The sequence below is a fragment of the Pseudomonas syringae group sp. 247E2 genome (assembly GCF_032587795.1).
Taxonomy (GTDB): domain Bacteria; phylum Pseudomonadota; class Gammaproteobacteria; order Pseudomonadales; family Pseudomonadaceae; genus Aquipseudomonas; species Aquipseudomonas amygdali.
Genome location: NZ_JAWHPK010000001.1, coordinates 1,029,737 through 1,049,814 on the forward strand (window position 1 = coordinate 1,029,737; position 20,078 = coordinate 1,049,814).

A 20,078-nucleotide genomic window follows, 5' to 3' on the forward strand; every position below is an offset into this window, starting at 1 on the left:
TCATGCCTCCCGCAGGGTCTGGATCATGTAGTTGACGTCGACGTCGGAGGTCAGCTTGTAATGCTTGGTCAGCGGATTGTAGGTCAGGCCGATGACGTCCTTGACCTGCAAGCCTGCATCGCGGCTCCAGGCACCCAGTTCGGAAGGGCGGATGAATTTCTTGAAGTCGTGGGTCCCGCGTGGCAGCAGGTTGAGGATGTATTCGGCACCGACCACGGCGAACAGATAAGCTTTCGGGTTGCGGTTGATGGTCGAGAAAAACACCTGACCGCCCGGCTTGACCATGCGATAGCAGGCGCGGATCACCGACGATGGGTCCGGTACGTGCTCAAGCATTTCCAGGCACGTCACCACATCGAACTGCTCGGGCATCTCTTCGGCCATGTCCTCGGCGGTGATCTGCCGATACTCGACGCTGACGCCTGATTCAAGCTGATGCAGCTGTGCGACGGCCAGCGGCGCTTCGCCCATGTCGATGCCGGTGACCGTTGCGCCGCGCAGGGCCATCGCCTCGCTGAGAATGCCGCCGCCGCAGCCGACGTCGAGCACCTTCTTGCCTGCCAGGCCGACACGCTCGTCGATCCAGTTGACGCGCAGCGGATTGATGTCATGCAGCGGCTTGAATTCGCTTTCGCGGTCCCACCAGCGATGGGCCAAGGCCTCGAATTTAGCGATTTCTGCGCGGTCGACGTTGCTCATGGGTGTCCCTCTTGAACTCAAAATTCTTTTTCATCAGTCAGGCTTATAGATAAGCCTGACTGGCATGTGTTCGGTCCGAATCGAATTATTCGGCTTTACCGGAAATACGCTGGCCCCACGCAATCGCGGTGTCGCGCAGTGCGGGTTCATCCATGCGAGTCAGCCGGCGAGCGTCGAGCAATTGCTTGCCGGCCACCCAGACATGGCTCACGCAATCGCGGCCAGTGGCATATATAAGCTGCGACACCGGGTCGTAGATCGGTTGCTGGGCCAGGCCCGACAGGTCGAAAGCGACCATGTCTGCCGCCTTGCCGATCTCCAGCGAGCCGGTCTCGGCCTGAATACCCAGGGCGCGAGCGCCGTTCAGCGTCGCCATGCGCAGCGCACGGTGTGCATCCAGTGCTGTGGCCGAACCGGCAACAGCCTTGGCCAGCAAGGCGGCGGTGCGGGTTTCGCCGAGCAGGTCCAGGTCATTGTTGCTGGCGGCACCGTCGGTGCCCACCGCAACATTCACTCCGGCCTGCCACAGCCGTTCGACCGGGCAGAAACCGCTGGCCAGCTTGAGATTGGATTCTGGGCAATGAATCACGTTGGTATTGCTTTCCACCAGCAGGGCCAGATCGTTGTCGTTGATCTGTGTCATGTGCACGGCCTGGAAACGCGGGCCGAGCATGCCCAGCCGATTCAAGCGGGCGAGAGGGCGCTCCTGGCGCTGTTCGACAGCCTGTTCGACTTCGAATGCGGTCTCATGGACATGCATCTGAATCATGGCGTCCAGTTCATCGGCGATAACCCGGACCTTCTCCAGATTCTCGTCGCCCACGGTGTAGGGCGCATGCGGGCCAAAGGCGATCTTGATGCGTGGATGATGGGCGAGGTCGTTGAACAGCTCTATACCGTTGTGCAGTGCTTCATCCGTTGTGTGAGCCCCCGGAATCGGGAAATCCAGTACCGGAACGGTGATCTGCGCGCGCATGCCGCTGGCGTGGACGCGCTCGGCAGCCACCTTGGGGTAGAAATACATGTCCGAGAAGCAGGTGATGCCGCCCTTGAGCTGCTCGGCGATGGCCAGGTCGGTGCCATCGCGAACGAAGTCTTCGTTGACCCATTTGCCTTCGGCGGGCCAGATATGGTCCTGCAGCCAGGTCATCAGTGGCAGGTCATCGGCCAGCCCGCGAAACAGTGTCATGGCTGCATGACCGTGGGCGTTGATCAGGCCTGGGCTGAGCAGCATGCCGGGAAGCTCCTGCACCTGCACTGCGTTTTGCCTCAATGCCTCGGCCCGCGGCCCTATATAGACGATACAGCCGTCGCGCACGCCGATGCCGTGGTCCTTGAGCACCACGCCTGCGGGCTCGACCGGCACCAGCCAGGCGGGCAGGAGCAAAAGGTCGAGCGGTGCTGTAGCGTTCGGCATGAGAAGGTTTCCATCGTTTATTACGTTGATGGCGAAGTATACCCGAGCGTCTTCGCAGGCGGCTCGCTATAATCAGCGGCTTTTGATGCTGGGTTTCGGATGTTCAAGATGGAGTTGGCGATGCGCGATCGACTGTTGGCTGCAGAGAAAGTTAAGGCCATCGATTGGCGAGACGACGCTCTGTACCTGCTGGACCAGCGGGTACTGCCGTTCGAGGAAGTCTGGCACCGCTATACCACCGCCGAGGGAGTCGCCGAGGCGATTCGCACGATGGTCGTGCGCGGGGCACCGGCCATCGGTATCAGTGCCGCCTACGGTGCGGTGCTGGGCGCACGTGCGCGCATTGCTGAAGGCGAGGACTGGTATCCGGCGCTGGAAGAAGACATGCAGTTGCTGGCCGACTCACGCCCGACCGCCGTGAACCTGTTCTGGGCGCTGAACCGGATGCGTGATCGTCTGATGCGTGTGAAGGACGGTGACGATCCGCTCGTGGCCCTTGAGGCAGAAGCCGTGGCGATTCACTTGAGTGATCGCGAGGCCAATCTGACCATGGCGCAACTGGGCGCCGACCTGATCCGCAGGCATCAAGGCAACTTGCAGACGGTGCTCACCCACTGCAATACCGGAGCGCTGGCCACCGGTGGTTTCGGGACTGCGTTGGGCGTGATCCGCGCAGCGCATCTGGAAGGCATGATCGAGCGGGTCTATGCCGATGAAACCCGGCCCTGGCTGCAGGGTTCGCGGCTTACCGCATGGGAACTGGCCAACGAGGGCATCCCGGTCACCCTGAATGCAGACTCCGCCGCTGCGCACCTGATGCGTACCAAGGGCATTACCTGGGTCATCGTCGGGGCTGATCGCATCACCGCCAATGGCGATGTTGCGAACAAGATCGGCACCTATCAGCTTGCCGTAGCCGCGATGCACCACGGGGTGCGCTTCATGGTGGTGGCACCGAGCTCGACCATCGATATGGAGATGGCCAGCGGCGACGACATCATCATTGAAGAGCGCGACGGCCGTGAGCTGCTTGAAGTGGGCGGTCAGCGGGTTGGTGCACAGGTCGAGGCCTTCAATCCGGTGTTCGATGTGACACCGGCAGACCTGATCGATGCGATTGTGACCGAGAAGGGCATTGTCGAGCGTCCCGATACCGCCCGGATGGCGCAATTGATGAGCCGTAAACACCTTCACTGATGCGGTCGGGCTCGAGCCGTTGCCGCTGTGCAATGCGGCTGGGCGGGCCTGTAAGCGTTTCTCAGGCGTCTGGCACGCCGGTGGCTCGTTTTCAGCGCCTGCAAAGGATGTGAGCGCCTCGGCGATTGTGGTAATATCCGGCGGTTATCGGGGACACTGATTGTAGTCGCCCACGCTGCGTAGATTCATGGCATAACTCGTTGATTTGTCGTAAGTCGCTGCCCTGCACATGCTGGCAGCGGCGAGCTTCGTATACCCCGAATGGGTTTGCGAGGTTTCACCAGAAAAAGGAATCAGGCTTCTCATGGGCGAACTGGCCAAAGAAATCCTCCCGGTCAATATCGAAGACGAGCTGAAGCAGTCCTACCTCGACTACGCGATGAGCGTAATCGTCGGTCGAGCACTGCCCGATGCGCGCGACGGCTTGAAGCCCGTGCACCGGCGCGTGTTGTTCGCAATGAGCGAGCTGGGTAACGACTGGAACAAGCCGTACAAGAAATCCGCCCGTGTGGTTGGTGACGTGATCGGTAAGTATCACCCGCACGGCGATACAGCCGTGTACGACACCATCGTTCGTATGGCTCAGCCATTCTCGCTACGCTACCTGCTGGTAGACGGTCAGGGCAACTTCGGTTCGGTCGATGGCGACAACGCTGCGGCCATGCGATACACCGAAGTGCGCATGACCAAGCTGGCGCACGAGCTGCTGGCCGACCTGCACAAGGAAACCGTGGACTGGGTGCCGAACTACGACGGCACCGAAATGATCCCCGCGGTCATGCCGACCCGTATTCCCAACCTGCTGGTCAACGGTTCCAGCGGTATCGCCGTGGGCATGGCGACCAACATTCCGCCGCACAACCTTGGTGAAGTCATCGACGGTTGCCTGGCACTGATCGACAACCCCGAGTTGACGATCGATGAGCTGATGCAGTACATCCCCGGCCCGGATTTCCCGACAGCGGCGATCATCAACGGCCGTGCGGGTATCATCGAAGCCTATCGTACGGGTCGTGGACGCATTTACATGCGTGCCCGCTCCATCGTCGAAGACATCGACAAGGTCGGCGGACGCCAGCAGATCGTCATCACCGAACTGCCGTACCAGCTTAACAAGGCACGTCTGATCGAGAAGATCGCCGAGCTGGTCAAGGAAAAGAAACTCGAAGGCATTACCGAGCTGCGTGACGAGTCCGACAAGGACGGTATGCGCGTGGTCATCGAGCTGCGTCGTGGCGAAGTGCCAGAGGTTGTTCTCAACAACCTTTATGCCCAGACCCAGCTGCAAAGCGTTTTCGGTATCAACATCGTTGCCTTGATTGACGGTCGTCCACGCATCCTGAACCTCAAGGACCTGTTGGAAGCCTTTGTTCGTCACCGTCGCGAAGTGGTTACCCGCCGTACCGTATTCGAGCTGCGCAAGGCGCGTGAGCGTGGCCATATCCTTGAAGGTCAGGCTGTTGCGTTGTCCAACATCGACCCGGTCATCGCCCTCATCAAGGCCTCTCCGACACCTGCAGAAGCCAAGGAGGCGTTGATCAAGACGCCTTGGGAATCAAGCGCAGTGGTCGAAATGGTCGAGCGTGCAGGTGCCGATTCGTGCCGCCCTGAGAACCTGGACCCGCAATACGGTCTGCGTGAAGGCAAGTATTTCCTGTCACCGGAACAGGCTCAGGCCATTCTGGAACTGCGTCTGCATCGCCTGACCGGTCTGGAACACGAGAAGCTGCTGGGCGAGTACCAGGAAATCCTCAACCAGATCGGCGAGCTGATCCGCATCCTCAACAGCGCAACGCGCCTGATGGAAGTGATCCGCGAAGAGCTGGAAGTGATCCGCTCCGAGTACGGCGATGCCCGTCGTACCGAGATTCTCGATGCACGTCTGGACCTGACCCTGGGTGACCTGATCACCGAAGAAGAGCGTGTGGTCACCATCTCCCATGGCGGCTATGCCAAGACCCAGCCATTGGCGGTCTATCAGGCTCAGCGTCGTGGCGGCAAGGGCAAGTCGGCCACCGGCATCAAGGATGAGGATTACATTGCTCACCTGCTGGTCGCCAACAGCCACACGACACTGCTGATGTTCTCCAGCAAGGGCAAGGTGTACTGGCTCAAGACCTATGAGATCCCGGAAGCGTCCCGCGCTGCCCGTGGTCGTCCGTTGGTCAACCTGTTGCCGCTGAGCGACGGCGAATACATCACCACCATGCTGCCGGTTGACCTCGAAGCCATGCGCAAGCGTGCCGACGAAGAAGGCGAAGCCCTCGAAGGCGAGCTGGACGACGCGGAAAACAGCAGCGAGACCGAAGAAGAGCGCAAGGCCCGTATCAAGGCCGCCGACAAGAAGAAGGCTCCGTTCATCTTCATGTCCACCGCCAACGGTACCGTCAAGAAGACCCCGCTGGTTGCATTCAGCCGTCAACGCAGTTCGGGCCTCATTGCCCTTGAGCTGGACGAGGGCGACATCCTGATCTCCGCTGCCATTACCGATGGCGAACAGGAAATCATGCTGTTCTCCGATGGCGGCAAAGTGACCCGCTTCAAGGAATCCGATGTGCGCGCCATGGGGCGTACCGCTCGCGGCGTGCGTGGCATGCGTCTGCCAGAAGGGCAAAAGCTCATTTCGATGCTGATCCCGGAAGAAGGCAGCCAGATCCTCACCGCTTCCGAGCGCGGTTACGGCAAGCGTACGGCCATTTCCGAGTTCCCCGAGTACAAGCGCGGCGGTCAGGGTGTCATCGCCATGGTCAGCAACGAGCGTAACGGCCGTCTGGTTGGCGCAGTTCAGGTGCTTGATGGCGAAGAAATCATGCTGATTTCCGATCAGGGCACGCTGGTGCGTACCCGGGTGGGCGAAGTGTCCAGTCTGGGCCGTAACACTCAGGGTGTGACCCTGATCAAGCTGGCCAGCGACGAGAAACTGGTCGGTCTGGAGCGTGTTCAGGAGCCGTCGGAAGTCGAAGGCGAAGAGCTTGAAGGCGAAGAAGTTATCGACGGCGTGATTGTCGATGCCGCTGAAGCTGAAGTGGGCGACGCCGGTGAAGACCTGCAAGCGGACGCTGCGCCAGACGAAGACGAACCGCAGAACTGAGTTGTAGCGTAAATCAGGTAAGGGCTGGCTCGTCTGTGAGTGCATCTGCATTCCAGGCAAGTCCAGCCCTTGCGACATTCGGCCAGCCCTGCAGCCGGATCAGAATTTCAGCAAGGAGCTGCCAGTCGCTGCGGCGTCTGTCTGCTCGTGGCAAGCAACCAGAAACAAGCGCGTACAGACCCAACGTATTTGACGAGAGTGGATATGAGCAAGCGAGCCTTTAACTTCTGCGCAGGTCCTGCTGCGCTTCCTGAAGCTGTTCTGCTGCGTGCCCAGGCGGAACTCCTCGACTGGCACGGCAAAGGCCTTTCCGTCATGGAAATGAGCCACCGCAGTGACGAGTTCGTCTCCATTGCCACCAAGGCCGAGCAGGATCTGCGCGATCTGCTGTCCATCCCCTCCAATTACAAAGTGCTGTTCCTGCAAGGCGGCGCGAGCCAGCAGTTCGCGCAGATTGCGCTGAACCTGCTGCCGGAAAACGGCAAGGCCGATTACATCGATACCGGCATCTGGTCGCAGAAGGCTATCGACGAGGCATCGCGCTACGGCACGGTCAACGTCGCCGCCAGCGCCAAACCTTACGACTACTTTGCCATTCCCGGTCAGAACGAATGGAAGCTGTCCAAGGATGCTGCCTACGTTCACTACGCGCCAAACGAAACCATTGGAGGTCTGGAATTCAACTGGATTCCTGAAACGGGCGACGTGCCGCTGGTGGCTGACATGTCTTCGGACATCCTCTCGCGTCCGGTGGATATTTCGCGTTTCGGCATGATCTACGCCGGTGCCCAGAAGAACATCGGCCCGAGCGGCATCGTGGTGGTGATCATTCGTGAAGACCTGCTGGGCCGCGCACGTTCGCTGTGCCCGACCATGCTCGACTACAAAGTCGCTGCCGACAATGGCTCGATGTACAACACGCCGCCGACTCTCGCCTGGTACCTGTCGGGGCTGGTCTTCGAATGGCTCAAGGAGCAGGGCGGTGTCGAGGCAATCGGCAAGCGCAACGATATCAAGCAGCGCACGCTGTATGACTTCATCGACGCCAGCGAGCTGTACAGCAACCCCATCAACAAGCCTGATCGTTCGTGGATGAACGTACCGTTCCGTCTGGCTGACGATCGCCTCGACAAGCCTTTCCTGGCAGGTGCTGATGCAAACGGCCTGCTCAACCTCAAAGGCCATCGCTCGGTGGGCGGCATGCGTGCGTCCATCTACAACGCTGTCGATATCAACGCGGTCAACGCGCTGGTGGCCTACATGAAAGATTTCGAGAAGGAGCACGGCTGATGTCCGAGCAAGAACTCAAGGCGCTTCGCGTCCGTATCGACAGCCTCGATGAGAAAGTTCTGGAGCTGATCAGCGAGCGTGCCCGCTGCGCCCAGGAGGTGGCCAGGGTCAAGATGTCCTCGCTGGCCGAAGGTGAAGTGCCTGTGTTCTACCGTCCGGAGCGTGAAGCTGCGGTGCTCAGGCGAGTCATGGACCGCAATCGCGGGCCGTTGAGCAATGAAGAAATGGCGCGTCTGTTCCGCGAAATCATGTCTTCCTGTCTCGCGCTTGAGCAGCCGCTCAAGGTCGCCTATCTCGGCCCTGAGGGTACATTTACCCAGGCCGCCGCGATGAAGCACTTCGGGCATGCAGTCATCAGTCTGCCGATGGCTGCGATTGACGAAGTGTTTCGTGAAGTGGTTGCCGGTGCCGTGAATTTTGGCGTGGTCCCGGTGGAAAACTCCACCGAAGGCGCGGTCAACCATACGCTCGACAGCTTTCTTGAGCACGACATGGTGATCTGTGGAGAAGTCGAGCTGCGTATCCACCACCATTTGCTGGTTGGCGAAAGCACCAAGACGCAAAGCATTTCGCGCATTTATTCTCACGCTCAGTCGCTGGCCCAGTGCCGCAAATGGCTGGATGCTCATTACCCGAATGTCGAACGTGTGGCCGTTGCCAGCAACGCCGAAGCCGCCAAGCGGGTCAAGGGCGAGTGGAATTCGGCGGCTATCGCTGGCGATATGGCGGCAGGCCTGTATGGTCTGACGCGTCTTGCGGAAAAGATCGAAGATCGCCCGGACAACTCCACGCGCTTCCTCATCATCGGCAACCAGGAAGTCCCGCCGACCGGCGATGACAAGACCTCGATCATTGTGTCGATGAGCAACAAGCCGGGTGCGCTGCACGAGCTGCTGGTGCCGTTTCACGAGAGCGGTCTGGACCTGACACGCATCGAAACCCGCCCGTCGCGCAGTGGCAAGTGGACTTACGTGTTTTTCATCGACTTTGTCGGCCATCACCAGGACCCGCTGGTCAAGGCCGTGCTGGAAAAAATCAGAAGTGAAGCCGTTGCCTTGAAGGTGCTGGGTTCCTACCCGAAAGCGGTTCTTTGAGGGCGTTGTGCATGATCCGTTTGTTTGTTGTCTTGTCGGGCTGTCAGGTGTGTTCGCGTGGTTGATGTGATTTCGGAACAACCTGCCCGGCCGTTGATCGGTCGTCTGGTGGTCGTGGGGCTTGGGCTGATCGGCGGCTCCTTTGCCAAGGGCGTGCGCGAAAGCGGCCTGTGTCGCGAAGTCGTCGGCGTCGATCTTTATCCGCAGTCGCGAAAGCTGGCTGTCGAACTGGGGGTAGTGGATCGCTGTGAGGCCGATCTTGCCGTGGCCTGTCATGGCGCCGACGTGATTCAGTTGGCGGTGCCGATTCTGGCTATGGAAAAGCTCCTCGCGCTGCTTGCGCCGCTGGATCTGGGTAGCGCAATTCTCACCGATGTCGGCAGTGCCAAAGGCAATGTGGTCAGCGCTGCGCGCCAGGCATTCGGCCATATGCCGACACGTTTTGTGCCCGGGCATCCGATTGCCGGGTCCGAGCAGAGCGGCGTTGAAGCATCCAATGCGGCGCTGTTCAGGCGTCATAAAGTCATTCTGACTCCGCTGGCTGAGACCGATCCTCAAGCGGTGGCGATTGTCGACCGGTTGTGGTCTGCCTTGGGCGCCGATGTCGAGCACATGCAGGTCGAGCGTCACGATGAGGTGTTGGCTGCAACCAGCCATCTGCCGCATTTGCTGGCATTCGGTCTGGTCGACTCACTGGCCAAGCGTAATGAAAACCTGGACATATTCAGGTATGCCGCTGGCGGTTTTCGTGATTTCACGCGTATCGCAGGCAGCGATCCGACCATGTGGCACGACATCTTCATGGCCAATCGGCAGGCAGTACTGCGCACGCTGGACAGCTTTCGTACGGATCTCGATGCCTTGCGCGATGCGGTAGACGCTGGCGATGGCGCACAACTGAAGGATGTGTTCACCCGCGCTCGCGCAGCCAGGGAGCACTTCGGCAGAATTCTGGCCAGTCGTGCCCGGGTCGATACAGCGTCTGGCGACCATCGTGAGGTTCGCGGCGGGCCTGCGGATGGCGTGAGCCACCACATCAAAGGGCCGGTGGATGTCATGTCTGCGGTGCTGTTCATGGTGGCAACGTCGATCAGCGAAGGGTGCGACTTGCTGCTCGAGGACGTTCCGGTCAGTTCCCCTTGTGAGGGGGCGATCGATATCCTGCGCCTGATGGGCGGCGACATCGTGCTGCAAAATGTCCGCAAACTGGCGAGCGGGACGCTCGCAGACCTGCATGTCCGCTCCGCCCGGCTGAAAGGGGCTGATATTCCTGAAGCGCTGGTGCCATTGGCGATCAATACATTTCCGGTGCTGCTTGTTGCCGCAGCGTGTGCAGAAGGGCGTACCATTCTGCGCGGCGCACAGGCGCTGCAAGCCGACGAGTCAGAGTGCGTCAGGCTGATGGCCGATGGTCTGCTGGCTCTGGGTATCGAGGCCGAGCCTGTGCTGGATGGCATTATTATCGAAGGCGGTGTGCCAGGTGGCGGCGAGGTTGATGCTCGCAGCGATCAGCGTATCGTCATGGCGTTTCGCGTTGCATCGTTGAGGGCTTCGGCGCCCATCCGTATTCAAGCGTGCGCGGATGCCGCCGCATCGTTTCCCCATTTTCTGGCGCTGTGCGCTCAGGTTGGCATGCGTGTAGCGCAAGAGGACAAAAAGTGAAAATCAAAGCTCCCGTTATCACCATCGACGGACCCAGCGGTTCCGGAAAGGGCACTGTAGCCGGGTTGCTGGCCAGAAAACTCGGCTGGTGCCTGCTTGATTCCGGTGCGCTGTATCGTCTTCTGGCTTTTGCCGCGCGTAATCATGGCGTCGACCTGACCAATGAAGAGGCGCTCAAGCTTCTGGCCGCTCATCTGGATGTGCAGTTCGAAGCGACTGCGGCGGGGCAGGGGCAGCGCATCATTCTGGAAGGCGAGGATGTCACCCATGCCATTCGCAACGAGCAGGTAGGCAGCGGCGCGTCGCAGGTGGCTTCGCTGCCTGCGGTGCGCGACGCCTTGCTGTTGCGCCAGCGCGCTTTTCAGGAGGAGCCGGGCCTTGTTGCAGATGGTCGCGACATGGGCACCGTGGTGTTCCCGGATGCACCACTGAAGATATTCCTCACTGCCAGTGCCGAGGAGCGTGCGCGCAGGCGTTACTTGCAGTTGAAGGCCAAGGGCGATGATGTTAGTCTGTCGAGTCTGCTAGATGAGATATGTGCACGCGACGAGCGTGACACCCAGCGAGCGGTAGCCCCGCTGAAGCCGGCGCACGACGCCATACAGCTGGATTCCACTGAATTGTCCATCGAGCAGGTGCTGGAACGCATTCTGAGCGAAATCGCGCTTCGCGGTATCGCCGGATGACGAAGAAGCGTGTGGGAGACCAGTCATAGTCCCGCAGGCTTTCTTTTACTTGAACGAAACCCACGTTGTCTGGAGCGTGGCAGATGGGCGTATCCTTCGCCCTTGATCAACAGGAATTAAAATGAGCGAAAGCTTTGCAGAACTTTTTGAAGAAAGCCTAAAGACCCTCAACCTTCAGGCTGGTTCGATCATCACCGCTATCATCGTGGATATCGACTACCAGGCAGGTTGGGTTACGGTTCACGCCGGTCTGAAATCTGAAGGCCTCATCCCGCTGGAACAGTTCCACAACGACGCTGGCGAGCTGACCATCAAGATCGGCGATGAAGTTCACGTTGCGCTGGACGCGGTCGAAGATGGCTTTGGCGAAACCAAGCTGTCCCGCGAAAAAGCCAAGCGTGCCGAGTGCTGGATCGTTCTGGAAGCGGCTTTCGCAGCTGAAGAAGTGGTCAAGGGCGTTATCAACGGTAAGGTTAAAGGCGGCTTCACTGTCGACGTTAACGGCATCCGTGCGTTCCTGCCTGGTTCTCTGGTTGACGTCCGCCCTGTGCGTGACACGACTCACCTGGAAGGCAAAGAGCTCGAGTTCAAGGTCATCAAGCTGGACCAGAAGCGCAACAACGTTGTCGTTTCCCGTCGCAGTGTCCTGGAAGCCGAGAACAGTGCCGAGCGCGAAGCTCTGCTCGAGTCCCTGCAGGAAGGCCAACAGGTCAAGGGTATCGTCAAGAACCTCACCGATTACGGCGCATTCGTCGATCTGGGTGGCGTCGATGGCCTGCTGCACATCACCGACATGGCCTGGAAGCGCATCAAGCATCCATCGGAAATCGTCAACGTTGGCGATGAGATCGATGTAAAGGTCCTGAAGTACGATCGCGAGCGCAATCGTGTTTCCCTGGGTCTGAAGCAACTGGGTGAAGATCCATGGGTTGCTATCAAGGCTCGCTACCCGGAAAGCACCCGCGTTACCGCGCGTGTTACCAACCTGACCGACTACGGCTGCTTCGCAGAGCTGGAAGAAGGCGTGGAAGGCCTGGTACACGTTTCCGAAATGGACTGGACCAACAAGAACATCCACCCTTCGAAAGTCGTTCAGGTTGGCGACGAAGTGGAAGTCATGGTTCTGGACATCGACGAAGAGCGTCGTCGTATCTCCCTCGGCATCAAACAGTGCAAATCCAACCCATGGGAAGATTTCTCTGGCCAGTTCAACAAGGGCGATAAAATCTCCGGCACCATCAAGTCGATCACCGATTTCGGTATCTTCATTGGTCTGGACGGCGGCATCGACGGCCTGGTTCACCTGTCCGATATCTCCTGGAACGAAGTGGGCGAAGAAGCCGTACGTCGCTTCAAGAAGGGCGACGAGCTCGACACCGTGATCCTGTCTGTTGATCCTGAGCGTGAGCGCATCTCGCTGGGTATCAAGCAGCTGGAAAGCGATCCGTTCTCCGAGTACGTCACTGTCAATGACAAGGGCGCTATCGTTCGCGGTATCGTTAAAGAAGTTGACGCCAAAGGCGCCATCATCACCCTGGCCGACGACATCGAAGCGACCCTCAAAGCCTCCGAAATCAGCCGTGACCGCGTTGAAGACGCGCGTAACGTTCTGAAAGAAGGCGAAGAGATCGAAGCCAAGATCATCAGCGTTGACCGCAAGAGCCGCGTAATCAGCTTGTCCATCAAGTCGAAAGACGTTGAAGACGAGAAAGAAGCCATTCAGAGCCTGCGTAGCAAGCCTGAAGTCGCTGAAAGCACTGGTCCTACCACCATTGGTGACCTGCTGCGCGCGCAAATGGAAAAACAGAACTAAGTTCTGCTTGGCCACAAAAAGGACGACTTCGGTCGTCCTTTTTTATTTCTGCTGCTAAGGCCTTACAGGCCCTTGTTTCAGGAGTGTCTGCACATGCACTGCCCTAGCTGCCAAATGTCCTCAGTGGCCTCTCAGGCCGTCTCTATTCTTCGAATGCTCCAGCTCCCTTCCGATACGTCTCGCCTGTAATGTGGGTGTAATCTTTTCATGCCTGGTAGACAGTGTTGAACATAAGTCAATAGATGGGCTGTTCAAATTCATCCGGTCATGCTAAAACCTTCCAAGCGCTGATCTAGCTGCTTGAAAAAGAAGGGAAAAATATGACGAAGTCGGAGTTGATCGAACGAATTGTCACCCATCAAGGGCTGCTCTCATCCAAGGATGTCGAGCTGGCCATCAAGACCATGCTTGAACAAATGTCCCAGTGCCTGGCGACCGGTGACCGAATTGAAATTCGGGGCTTTGGCAGCTTTTCGCTGCATTACCGTGCACCGCGAGTAGGGCGCAACCCGAAGACCGGTCAGTCGGTCAGCCTCGACGGCAAGTTTGTCCCGCATTTCAAGCCGGGCAAAGAGCTGCGGGATCGGGTCAATGAGGATGAAGAAGAGGGCTTTTGAAGCCATTCACCACAGGATCATCAGATGCGTATCTTCAAACGAGTCATTTTGATCGTCGCCGTGTTGCTTGCTGTTTTGGCAACAGCCGTGTTCGTTCTTGAAAACCGGCAATCTGTCGCGGTAACTTTTTTCGGCTGGTCAGCGCCTCAGCTTCCGTTGGCATTGCCTGTTGTCCTCGCTCTGCTGCTGGGCATGATTATCGGCCCAGTGCTGACATGGATAACCAGTCTTCGAAAAAAACGTGCGCCTTCCCCTCGCTCCGTCTGAGCATCACAGCAGCGCTGATCAGGCGTCGCCGCAGGCATTTCTGGCGACGTGATATGCGTATTCTCCACGCCCTTGCGCTCAATTGAATGCCATGCGGCGTTTTGAGGCTGGCGTGTAATTCATGTCTATAGTCGGTATTTTTCAAAAAAAGCCGACTTATAATTCTGTCAGTTTATTCTTATGTTTTACGAGGAATAGTTACTTCGGTATGTAGGAATATTCTCTTTTTTAATTAAGGTGCCCATTCTAAAGGGCTATCCGGTTATCTTCTTTAGCAGCGTCTATTGCTGCTGTTCTGACGGCTTTGTGTCAAGTCTTGAAAATAAGCCTTTCACGTGCAGAATGCGCCGAAACTTACTGTTCAGATCCGATGCCGGATGTTGCAAACATCAAGTGAAGGCTGGCAAGAAAAGGTGACTGCATGTCTTATCCGGAAATTATTCATCATGGCGCTGTCGATACGGTAACGGGCTCATGCCATCAACTGTGTATGGATGCCTCGAGTAACCTGTTGATCGACTGCGGCTCGGTGCAGGAGCGCGGTGAGCGTGCCGCCTCGTTCGGGTTCGATCCCGAGACGATCAGGGCGCTGCTGGTCACCCATGTGCACAATGACCATGTCGGGCGTATCCCCGAGTTGCTCGCCTCTGGCTACAAGGGACCCATACTGTGCAGCGAGCCCAGTGCTCATCTGCTGCCACTGGTCATGGAAGATATTCTGAAGATCGAGTTTGCGCATGACCCCGAACAAATACAGCGCTACCTGGAGCTCATCAACAAGAGAATCATCGCGCTGCCATTCGATAACTGGTTCAGTCTGGTCGATCACGAAACATTGCGCTGCCGGGTTCGTCTGCAGCGTGCCGGACATATACTCGGTTCTGCCTATATCGAGTGCGATCTGCATTACCCTGTGCAAGAGCGTTCCATGCGTGTGGTGTTCTCCGGTGATCTGGGCGCAAGTCATACACCGTTTCTGCCCGCCCCCAAGCCTCCCGAGCGCGCGGATGTTCTGATTCTGGAAAGCACTTACGGTGATCGCCTTCACGAGGATCGCAGCATTCGCCAGCAAGCACTTGAGCAGATCATTGACAAGGCACTCGAAGATAACGGCACCGTTCTGATACCTGCGTTCAGCATCGGCCGTACTCAGGAATTGCTCTACGAGCTGGAGGACATTCTGCGGCGCAAAATGCCGTTGAATCACTCTGTCGAAAACAGTGCGCTCCCGGCTGGAGGTGAAGTAACGCCTGCCGATTGGTCGAGATTGCCGATCATTCTTGACTCACCTCTGGCGAGCCGGTTCACGAAGGTTTATCAGGCATTCGAAGACTATTGGGATGAGGATGCCCGGCTAAGGCTTGACGCTGGCAGGAAGCCGCTGGGTTTCGAGCAGCTGATCACCGTCGATACGCATGAGGAGCACCTGCGTACAGTCAACTACCTGACCAGCACTGCGCGTCCGGCCATCGTGATTGCCGGCAACGGCATGTGCGCCGGCGGCAGAATTGTCAATTACCTGAAAGCCATGTTGGGCGATGCCAGGCATAACGTGGTGTTTGTCGGCTATCAGGGCAAGGGGACACCCGGTGCAGCCATTCAGATGCACGGTCCTTTGGGTGGCTATGTCGAACTGGATCGTGAACGCGTTGATATCCACGCAGGGGTTCATACTGCCAAAGGCTACTCCGCCCATGCGGATCAGGCAGGACTTGTCAGTTTCGTGACCGGCATGAAAGAGTGGCCTGCGCAGATTCGACTGGTGCATGGCGAGGCAACTGCGAAAAAGATGCTGGGGAATATTCTGGGTCGTAAATACGCGCTTGAAAAAAGAACCGTGGAACTGCTTATTCCTTGAGGGGCGAGCGCGCTAGTTACGGTTGGGGTGTAATTGAATTTTCGAGGTGTGCACCTGACCCGGTTTAGTGTAAATCACCTCTGGTCCACACTGAAGACCGGAGGGCACTGATGCAGGGATTTATACAGTTGATTCAGGTACGTTGCCGAAAAGGGTTCTTACGCCAGCTGGAAAGTTATAAAATGAATTGAAGATATTTCAGTTGTCAAAAAGCGTCATATACGGAATATTTGGCTAATTTGGAAGGGCGTTCTTGCATGAGCGGTGATGTTGCATTGGTTGCAATAACAGGTGCGACAGGTTTCGTGGGCAGTGCTGTGGTGCGCCGATTGATCGAGCACACCGGTCATTCTGTTCGGGTCGCGGTGCGGGGGGCCTATAGCTGCTCTTCAGAACGCATCAATGTTGTCAGCGCAGAGTCTCTGGCCCCGGATAACCAATGGGCTGATCTTGTGAACGGGGCGCATGTAGTTATTCATTGTGCTGCCCGGGTCCATGTACTCAATGAGACTGCTGACGAGCCGGATCAGGAATACTTTCGCGCCAATGTCACTGCGACGCTGAATCTTGCCGAGCAAGCTGCAGCAGCGGGGGTCAGGCGCTTTATCTTCCTCAGCTCCATCAAGGCCAACGGCGAGTTCACCCATCCCGGTGCGCCGTTCAGAGCCGACGATCCCTGTAATCCACTGGACGCTTATGGCGTTTCCAAGCAGAAGGCCGAGGAGGGGCTACGCGAGCTTTCTGCCCGATCCGGTATGCAGGTTGTGATTATTCGTCCGGTTCTGGTCTACGGCCCGGGAGTCAAGGCCAACTTCAAGAGCATGATGCGCTGGCTCGACAAAGGGCTGCCGCTTCCGCTCGGGTCCATTAATAATCGTCGAAGCCTGGTGGCGGTGGATAATCTGGCTGATCTGGTCATGGTCTGCGTCGATCATCCTGCTGCAGGTGACCAGACATTTCTGGTCAGTGACGGGGACGACCTGTCCACTACCCGACTTCTGCGTGAAATGGGCAAGGCCCTCGGAAAACCGGCCCGCTTGCTGCCGGTGCCTGCAGGGCTGTTGAAAAGCGCTGCTGCATTGCTTGGCAAGAAAGCCTTTTCACAACGGTTATGCAGCTCGCTGCAGGTCGATATCAGTAAAACCTGTACGATGCTGGACTGGCATCCACCTGTGAGTATTGAACACGCCATGCAGGATACTGCTCGATATTATCTGGAACACGACAAACATGATTGAGTGGCTGTCAGTCATTGCTATTGCCTTTGTGTCTCTGCTTCTGACGGCGTTGCTGCGCAAGTATGCCCTCGCCAGAAGTTTGATCGACGTTCCAAATGCCCGCAGCTCACATTCCACGCCTACACCCAGGGGCGGTGGCGTTTCTATCGTCGTTACCTTTGTCATGGCGATGGCAGTTCTGGCTTGGGCGGGGGATCTATCTGCATCGGCTTTTGCTGCAATCGTCGGCTCGGGAGGGCTGGTCGCCGTGATCGGTTTCATGGACGATCATGGGCACATCGCCGCACGATGGCGCCTGCTGGGGCATTTTTTTGCCGCTGCCTGGGCGTTGTTCTGGCTGGACGGGCTCGCTCCGGTTGACATCATGGGGTGGACATTCACCCCTGGCGCAGTCGGCCAGGTACTCGCGGCGTTCTACCTGGTATGGATGTTGAATCTTTATAACTTCATGGACGGTATTGACGGGATCGCCGGTATCGAGGCAGTTACGGTGTGCCTGGGCATGAGCATCATTTATGCGCTCGGTGACTATGTCGGGCTGTCGTTGGAGGTGCTTTTGCTGGCCGCCGCCGTTGCCGGTTTCCTTTATTGGAATTTTCCGCCGGCGAAGATATTCATGGGCGATGCAGGCAGCGGATTTCTCGGAATAGTGCTCGGTGTGCTATCCATTCAGGGTTCCTGGGCCTCGCCTCAGTTACTCTGGTCCTGGCTGATTCTGCTGGGTGTGTTTATTGTCGACGCCACGGTAACGCTTGTCCGGCGTCTGTTGCGCAAGGAAAAGCTCTATGAGGCCCATCGCAGCCATGCTTATCAGTTCGCGTCACGTCATTACGGCAGGCATTCGCCGGTCACGCTGGCTGTGGGGCTGATCAATCTGGTCTGGTTGTTACCTATTGCGATGTGGGTGGCACTGGGCGATGGCGAAGGGCTGATATGGACGGTAATTGCGTACATCCCTCTTGTTTTTCTGGCGCTAAGGTTCCGCGCCGGTGAGGCGGAAATCAGGTAACGAAGCGGTTTTCTGGTTGTCTCAGGCTCGTAGCTGTTTCACAGATACTGGTATGAGGTGATGGTTCAGCCGGTATCATAACGGAGCATTAAACAATTGATGAGCAGGTTGCGGGCCAGTTTGCTGGCTCTACCACGCCGCAAAAAGCGAATAATTCAGGTCGCTGCTGACGTTCTTCTTGTCTGGCTCGCGCTGTGGATGTCGTTTGTCGTGCGCTTGGGAATTGATGAGTTGATCAATCCTCTGGAAAAACATACCTGGCTTTTCATCAGTGCGCCGCTGGCTGCTATCCCATTGTTCATTCGTTTTGGCATGTACCGCGCGGTGATGCGCTATTTCGGTAACGACGCCCTGATTGCGATCATCAAGGCCGTCACGATGTCCTCTCTGATCCTCGGTTGCATGGTCTACGTTTACAGCAATCACCAGCAATTGGTGCCGCGCTCGGTCATCTTCAACTACTGGTGGCTGAGCATGGTGATGATCGGCGGCCTGCGCCTGGCCATGCGGCAGTATTTTCTCGGCGACTGGTTCGCCGCAGCGCAACACGTACCCTTTGCCAAGAGTGACAACGGTCTGCAGAAGGTCGCCATTTACGGCGCTGGCGCGGCAGGAAACCAATTGGTTGCTGCCTTGCGCATGGGACGCCTTATGCATCCGGTGGCGTTCATTGACGATGACGAGTCGATTTCCAATCGGGTGATTTCCGGCCTTCAGGTCTACAAGCCCCGAAATATCCAGCGAATGATAGATTCCACTGGTGCTCAGGAAATCCTGTTGGCGATCCCGTCTTCATCGCGCGGGCGTCGCCGGGAAATTCTGGGCTTTCTGGAAGGCTTTCCGCTCCACGTACGAAGCGTTCCCGGCTTCATGGACCTTGCCGCCGGCAGGGTCAAGGTAGACGATCTTCAGGAAGTCGATATCGCGGACCTTCTGGGACGCGATGCAGTTCCGGCCCGGGACAACCTGCTTGAGCACTGCATAAAGGGCAAAACGGTGCTGGTAACCGGCGCAGGCGGCTCGATCGGCTCAGAGTTGTGCCGACAGATATTACTGTTGCAGCCCACCCAGTTGCTGTTGCTCGACCACAGCGAGTTCAACCTCTACAGCATTCTTACCGAGCTTGAGCAGCGAGCGGCTCGCGAGTCTCTCTCGGTCAAGTTGCTGCCCATACTCGGGTCGGTACGCAATCACCCCAAGCTGCTGTCGATCATGAAAACCTGGAAGGTCGACACGGTCTATCACGCTGCAGCCTACAAGCATGTCCCTATGGTCGAGCACAATATTGCCGAGGGAGTCATCAATAACGTCGTCGGTACGCTCAATACCGCACAGGCGGCGTTGCAGGCGGGTGTTTCCAACTTCGTTCTGATTTCCACCGACAAGGCAGTGCGCCCGACCAACGTGATGGGCAGCACCAAGCGCCTTGCCGAACTGATACTGCAGGCGCTGAGTCGCGAGACCGCGCCGGTGATATTCGGTGACAAGGCCAACGTTTATCAGGTCAACAAGACGCGCTTCACAATGGTTCGTTTCGGCAATGTGCTCGGGTCGTCCGGTTCGGTTATTCCGCTGTTTCACAAGCAGATCCAGTCAGGCGGACCGTTGACGGTGACGCATCCCAAGATCACCCGTTACTTCATGACCATCCCCGAGGCCGCGCAGCTGGTCATTCAGGCGGGTTCCATGGGGCATGGTGGGGATGTGTTCGTTCTGGACATGGGCGAGCCGGTCAAGATTGTCGAACTGGCCGAGAAAATGATCCACCTGTCCGGTCTGTCCATTCGCTCCGAGAAAAACCCGCAGGGAGATATCTCCATCGAATTCACCGGGCTGCGTCCTGGTGAAAAGCTCTATGAAGAGCTGTTGATCGGGGACAACGTCGTTGCCACCGAGCACCCGATGATCATGAGTGCGAATGAAGATTTCCTGCAGTGGGATGTCTTGAAGGGCCGTCTTGTAAAACTGCTGGATGCGGTGGACCGCGACGATTACAACAGCGTGCGTCAATTACTGCGAGAAACCGTAAACGGGTATGCGCCGGAAGGTGAAATCGTTGACTGGATGTATCAGGAGCGCAGCGGCGAACCGTGATTTGATCAACGATTACCGAGTGCCCGGCAACGGCAGACATACGTTG

The 20,078-nt window shown here is 57.6% G+C and carries 15 protein-coding genes; 13 read left to right on the plus strand and 2 right to left on the minus strand.

The window, feature by feature from the left end; all coding sequences use genetic code 11:
* Together ubiG and RYC18_RS04670 are read right to left on the minus strand one after the other, a co-directional pair.
* Positions 1-699: a bifunctional 2-polyprenyl-6-hydroxyphenol methylase/3-demethylubiquinol 3-O-methyltransferase UbiG gene (ubiG, locus tag RYC18_RS04665; protein WP_057401939.1), complete on the minus strand. Its 699-nt coding sequence runs from the start codon at positions 697-699 to the stop codon at positions 1-3.
* A gap of 85 nt (positions 700-784) precedes the next feature.
* Positions 785-2,116: a TRZ/ATZ family hydrolase gene (locus RYC18_RS04670; RefSeq protein ID WP_316883731.1), complete on the minus strand. Its 1,332-nt coding sequence runs from the start codon at positions 2,114-2,116 to the stop codon at positions 785-787.
* 120 nt (positions 2,117-2,236) lie between these two features.
* On the opposite strand from RYC18_RS04670, the gene mtnA reads away from it, so the two are divergent.
* The 13 genes from mtnA to RYC18_RS04735 all read left to right on the plus strand — a co-directional run bounded on the left by mtnA (position 2,237) and on the right by RYC18_RS04735 (position 20,032).
* Positions 2,237-3,313 (plus strand): S-methyl-5-thioribose-1-phosphate isomerase, encoded by a 1,077-nt coding sequence (gene mtnA / locus RYC18_RS04675; protein ID WP_005731285.1) that lies wholly within the window; start codon positions 2,237-2,239, stop codon positions 3,311-3,313.
* A 304-nt stretch (positions 3,314-3,617) separates the two neighbouring features.
* Positions 3,618-6,404: a DNA gyrase subunit A gene (gene gyrA, locus RYC18_RS04680; protein ID WP_004665965.1), complete on the plus strand. Its 2,787-nt coding sequence runs from the start codon at positions 3,618-3,620 to the stop codon at positions 6,402-6,404.
* Between the two features lie 204 nt (positions 6,405-6,608).
* On the plus strand, positions 6,609-7,694 hold the full coding sequence (serC, locus tag RYC18_RS04685) for a 3-phosphoserine/phosphohydroxythreonine transaminase (protein WP_005744699.1): 1,086 nt from the start codon (positions 6,609-6,611) through the stop codon (positions 7,692-7,694).
* Positions 7,694-8,788, plus strand: a complete 1,095-nt coding sequence (pheA, locus tag RYC18_RS04690) for a prephenate dehydratase (RefSeq protein WP_005755158.1) — start codon at positions 7,694-7,696, stop codon at positions 8,786-8,788. The genes serC and pheA overlap by 1 nt, the downstream gene beginning before the upstream one ends.
* 114 nt (positions 8,789-8,902) lie before the next feature.
* Entirely contained in the window at positions 8,903-10,450 is a 1,548-nt protein-coding gene (locus tag RYC18_RS04695; RefSeq protein WP_394326301.1) for a prephenate dehydrogenase/arogenate dehydrogenase family protein, read from the plus strand.
* Complete coding sequence (gene cmk / locus RYC18_RS04700) at positions 10,447-11,136, plus strand: (d)CMP kinase (RefSeq protein ID WP_002554563.1); 690 nt, start codon at positions 10,447-10,449, stop codon at positions 11,134-11,136. The genes RYC18_RS04695 and cmk overlap by 4 nt, the downstream gene beginning before the upstream one ends.
* 121 nt (positions 11,137-11,257) lie before the next feature.
* Entirely contained in the window at positions 11,258-12,949 is a 1,692-nt protein-coding gene (gene rpsA / locus RYC18_RS04705) for a 30S ribosomal protein S1 (protein ID WP_002554562.1), read from the plus strand.
* 320 nt (positions 12,950-13,269) lie between these two features.
* Complete coding sequence (ihfB, locus tag RYC18_RS04710; protein WP_002554561.1) at positions 13,270-13,566, plus strand: integration host factor subunit beta; 297 nt, start codon at positions 13,270-13,272, stop codon at positions 13,564-13,566.
* Positions 13,567-13,590: 24 nt separating this feature from the next.
* The gene (locus RYC18_RS04715) at positions 13,591-13,833 is read left to right on the plus strand and encodes a lipopolysaccharide assembly protein LapA domain-containing protein (RefSeq protein WP_004657309.1); all 243 of its coding nucleotides are present in this window, start codon (positions 13,591-13,593) and stop codon (positions 13,831-13,833) included.
* 421 nt (positions 13,834-14,254) lie between these two features.
* On the plus strand, positions 14,255-15,691 hold the full coding sequence (locus tag RYC18_RS04720; RefSeq protein WP_016981425.1) for an MBL fold metallo-hydrolase: 1,437 nt from the start codon (positions 14,255-14,257) through the stop codon (positions 15,689-15,691).
* Positions 15,692-15,948: 257 nt separating this feature from the next.
* Positions 15,949-16,929, plus strand: a complete 981-nt coding sequence (locus RYC18_RS04725; RefSeq protein WP_016981424.1) for a UDP-glucose 4-epimerase family protein — start codon at positions 15,949-15,951, stop codon at positions 16,927-16,929.
* Positions 16,922-17,938: an MraY family glycosyltransferase gene (locus tag RYC18_RS04730; RefSeq protein WP_005744694.1), complete on the plus strand. Its 1,017-nt coding sequence runs from the start codon at positions 16,922-16,924 to the stop codon at positions 17,936-17,938. The genes RYC18_RS04725 and RYC18_RS04730 overlap by 8 nt, the downstream gene beginning before the upstream one ends.
* A gap of 99 nt (positions 17,939-18,037) precedes the next feature.
* Positions 18,038-20,032 (plus strand): polysaccharide biosynthesis protein, encoded by a 1,995-nt coding sequence (locus RYC18_RS04735; protein ID WP_004665954.1) that lies wholly within the window; start codon positions 18,038-18,040, stop codon positions 20,030-20,032.
* Positions 20,033-20,078 lie beyond the last annotated feature (46 nt).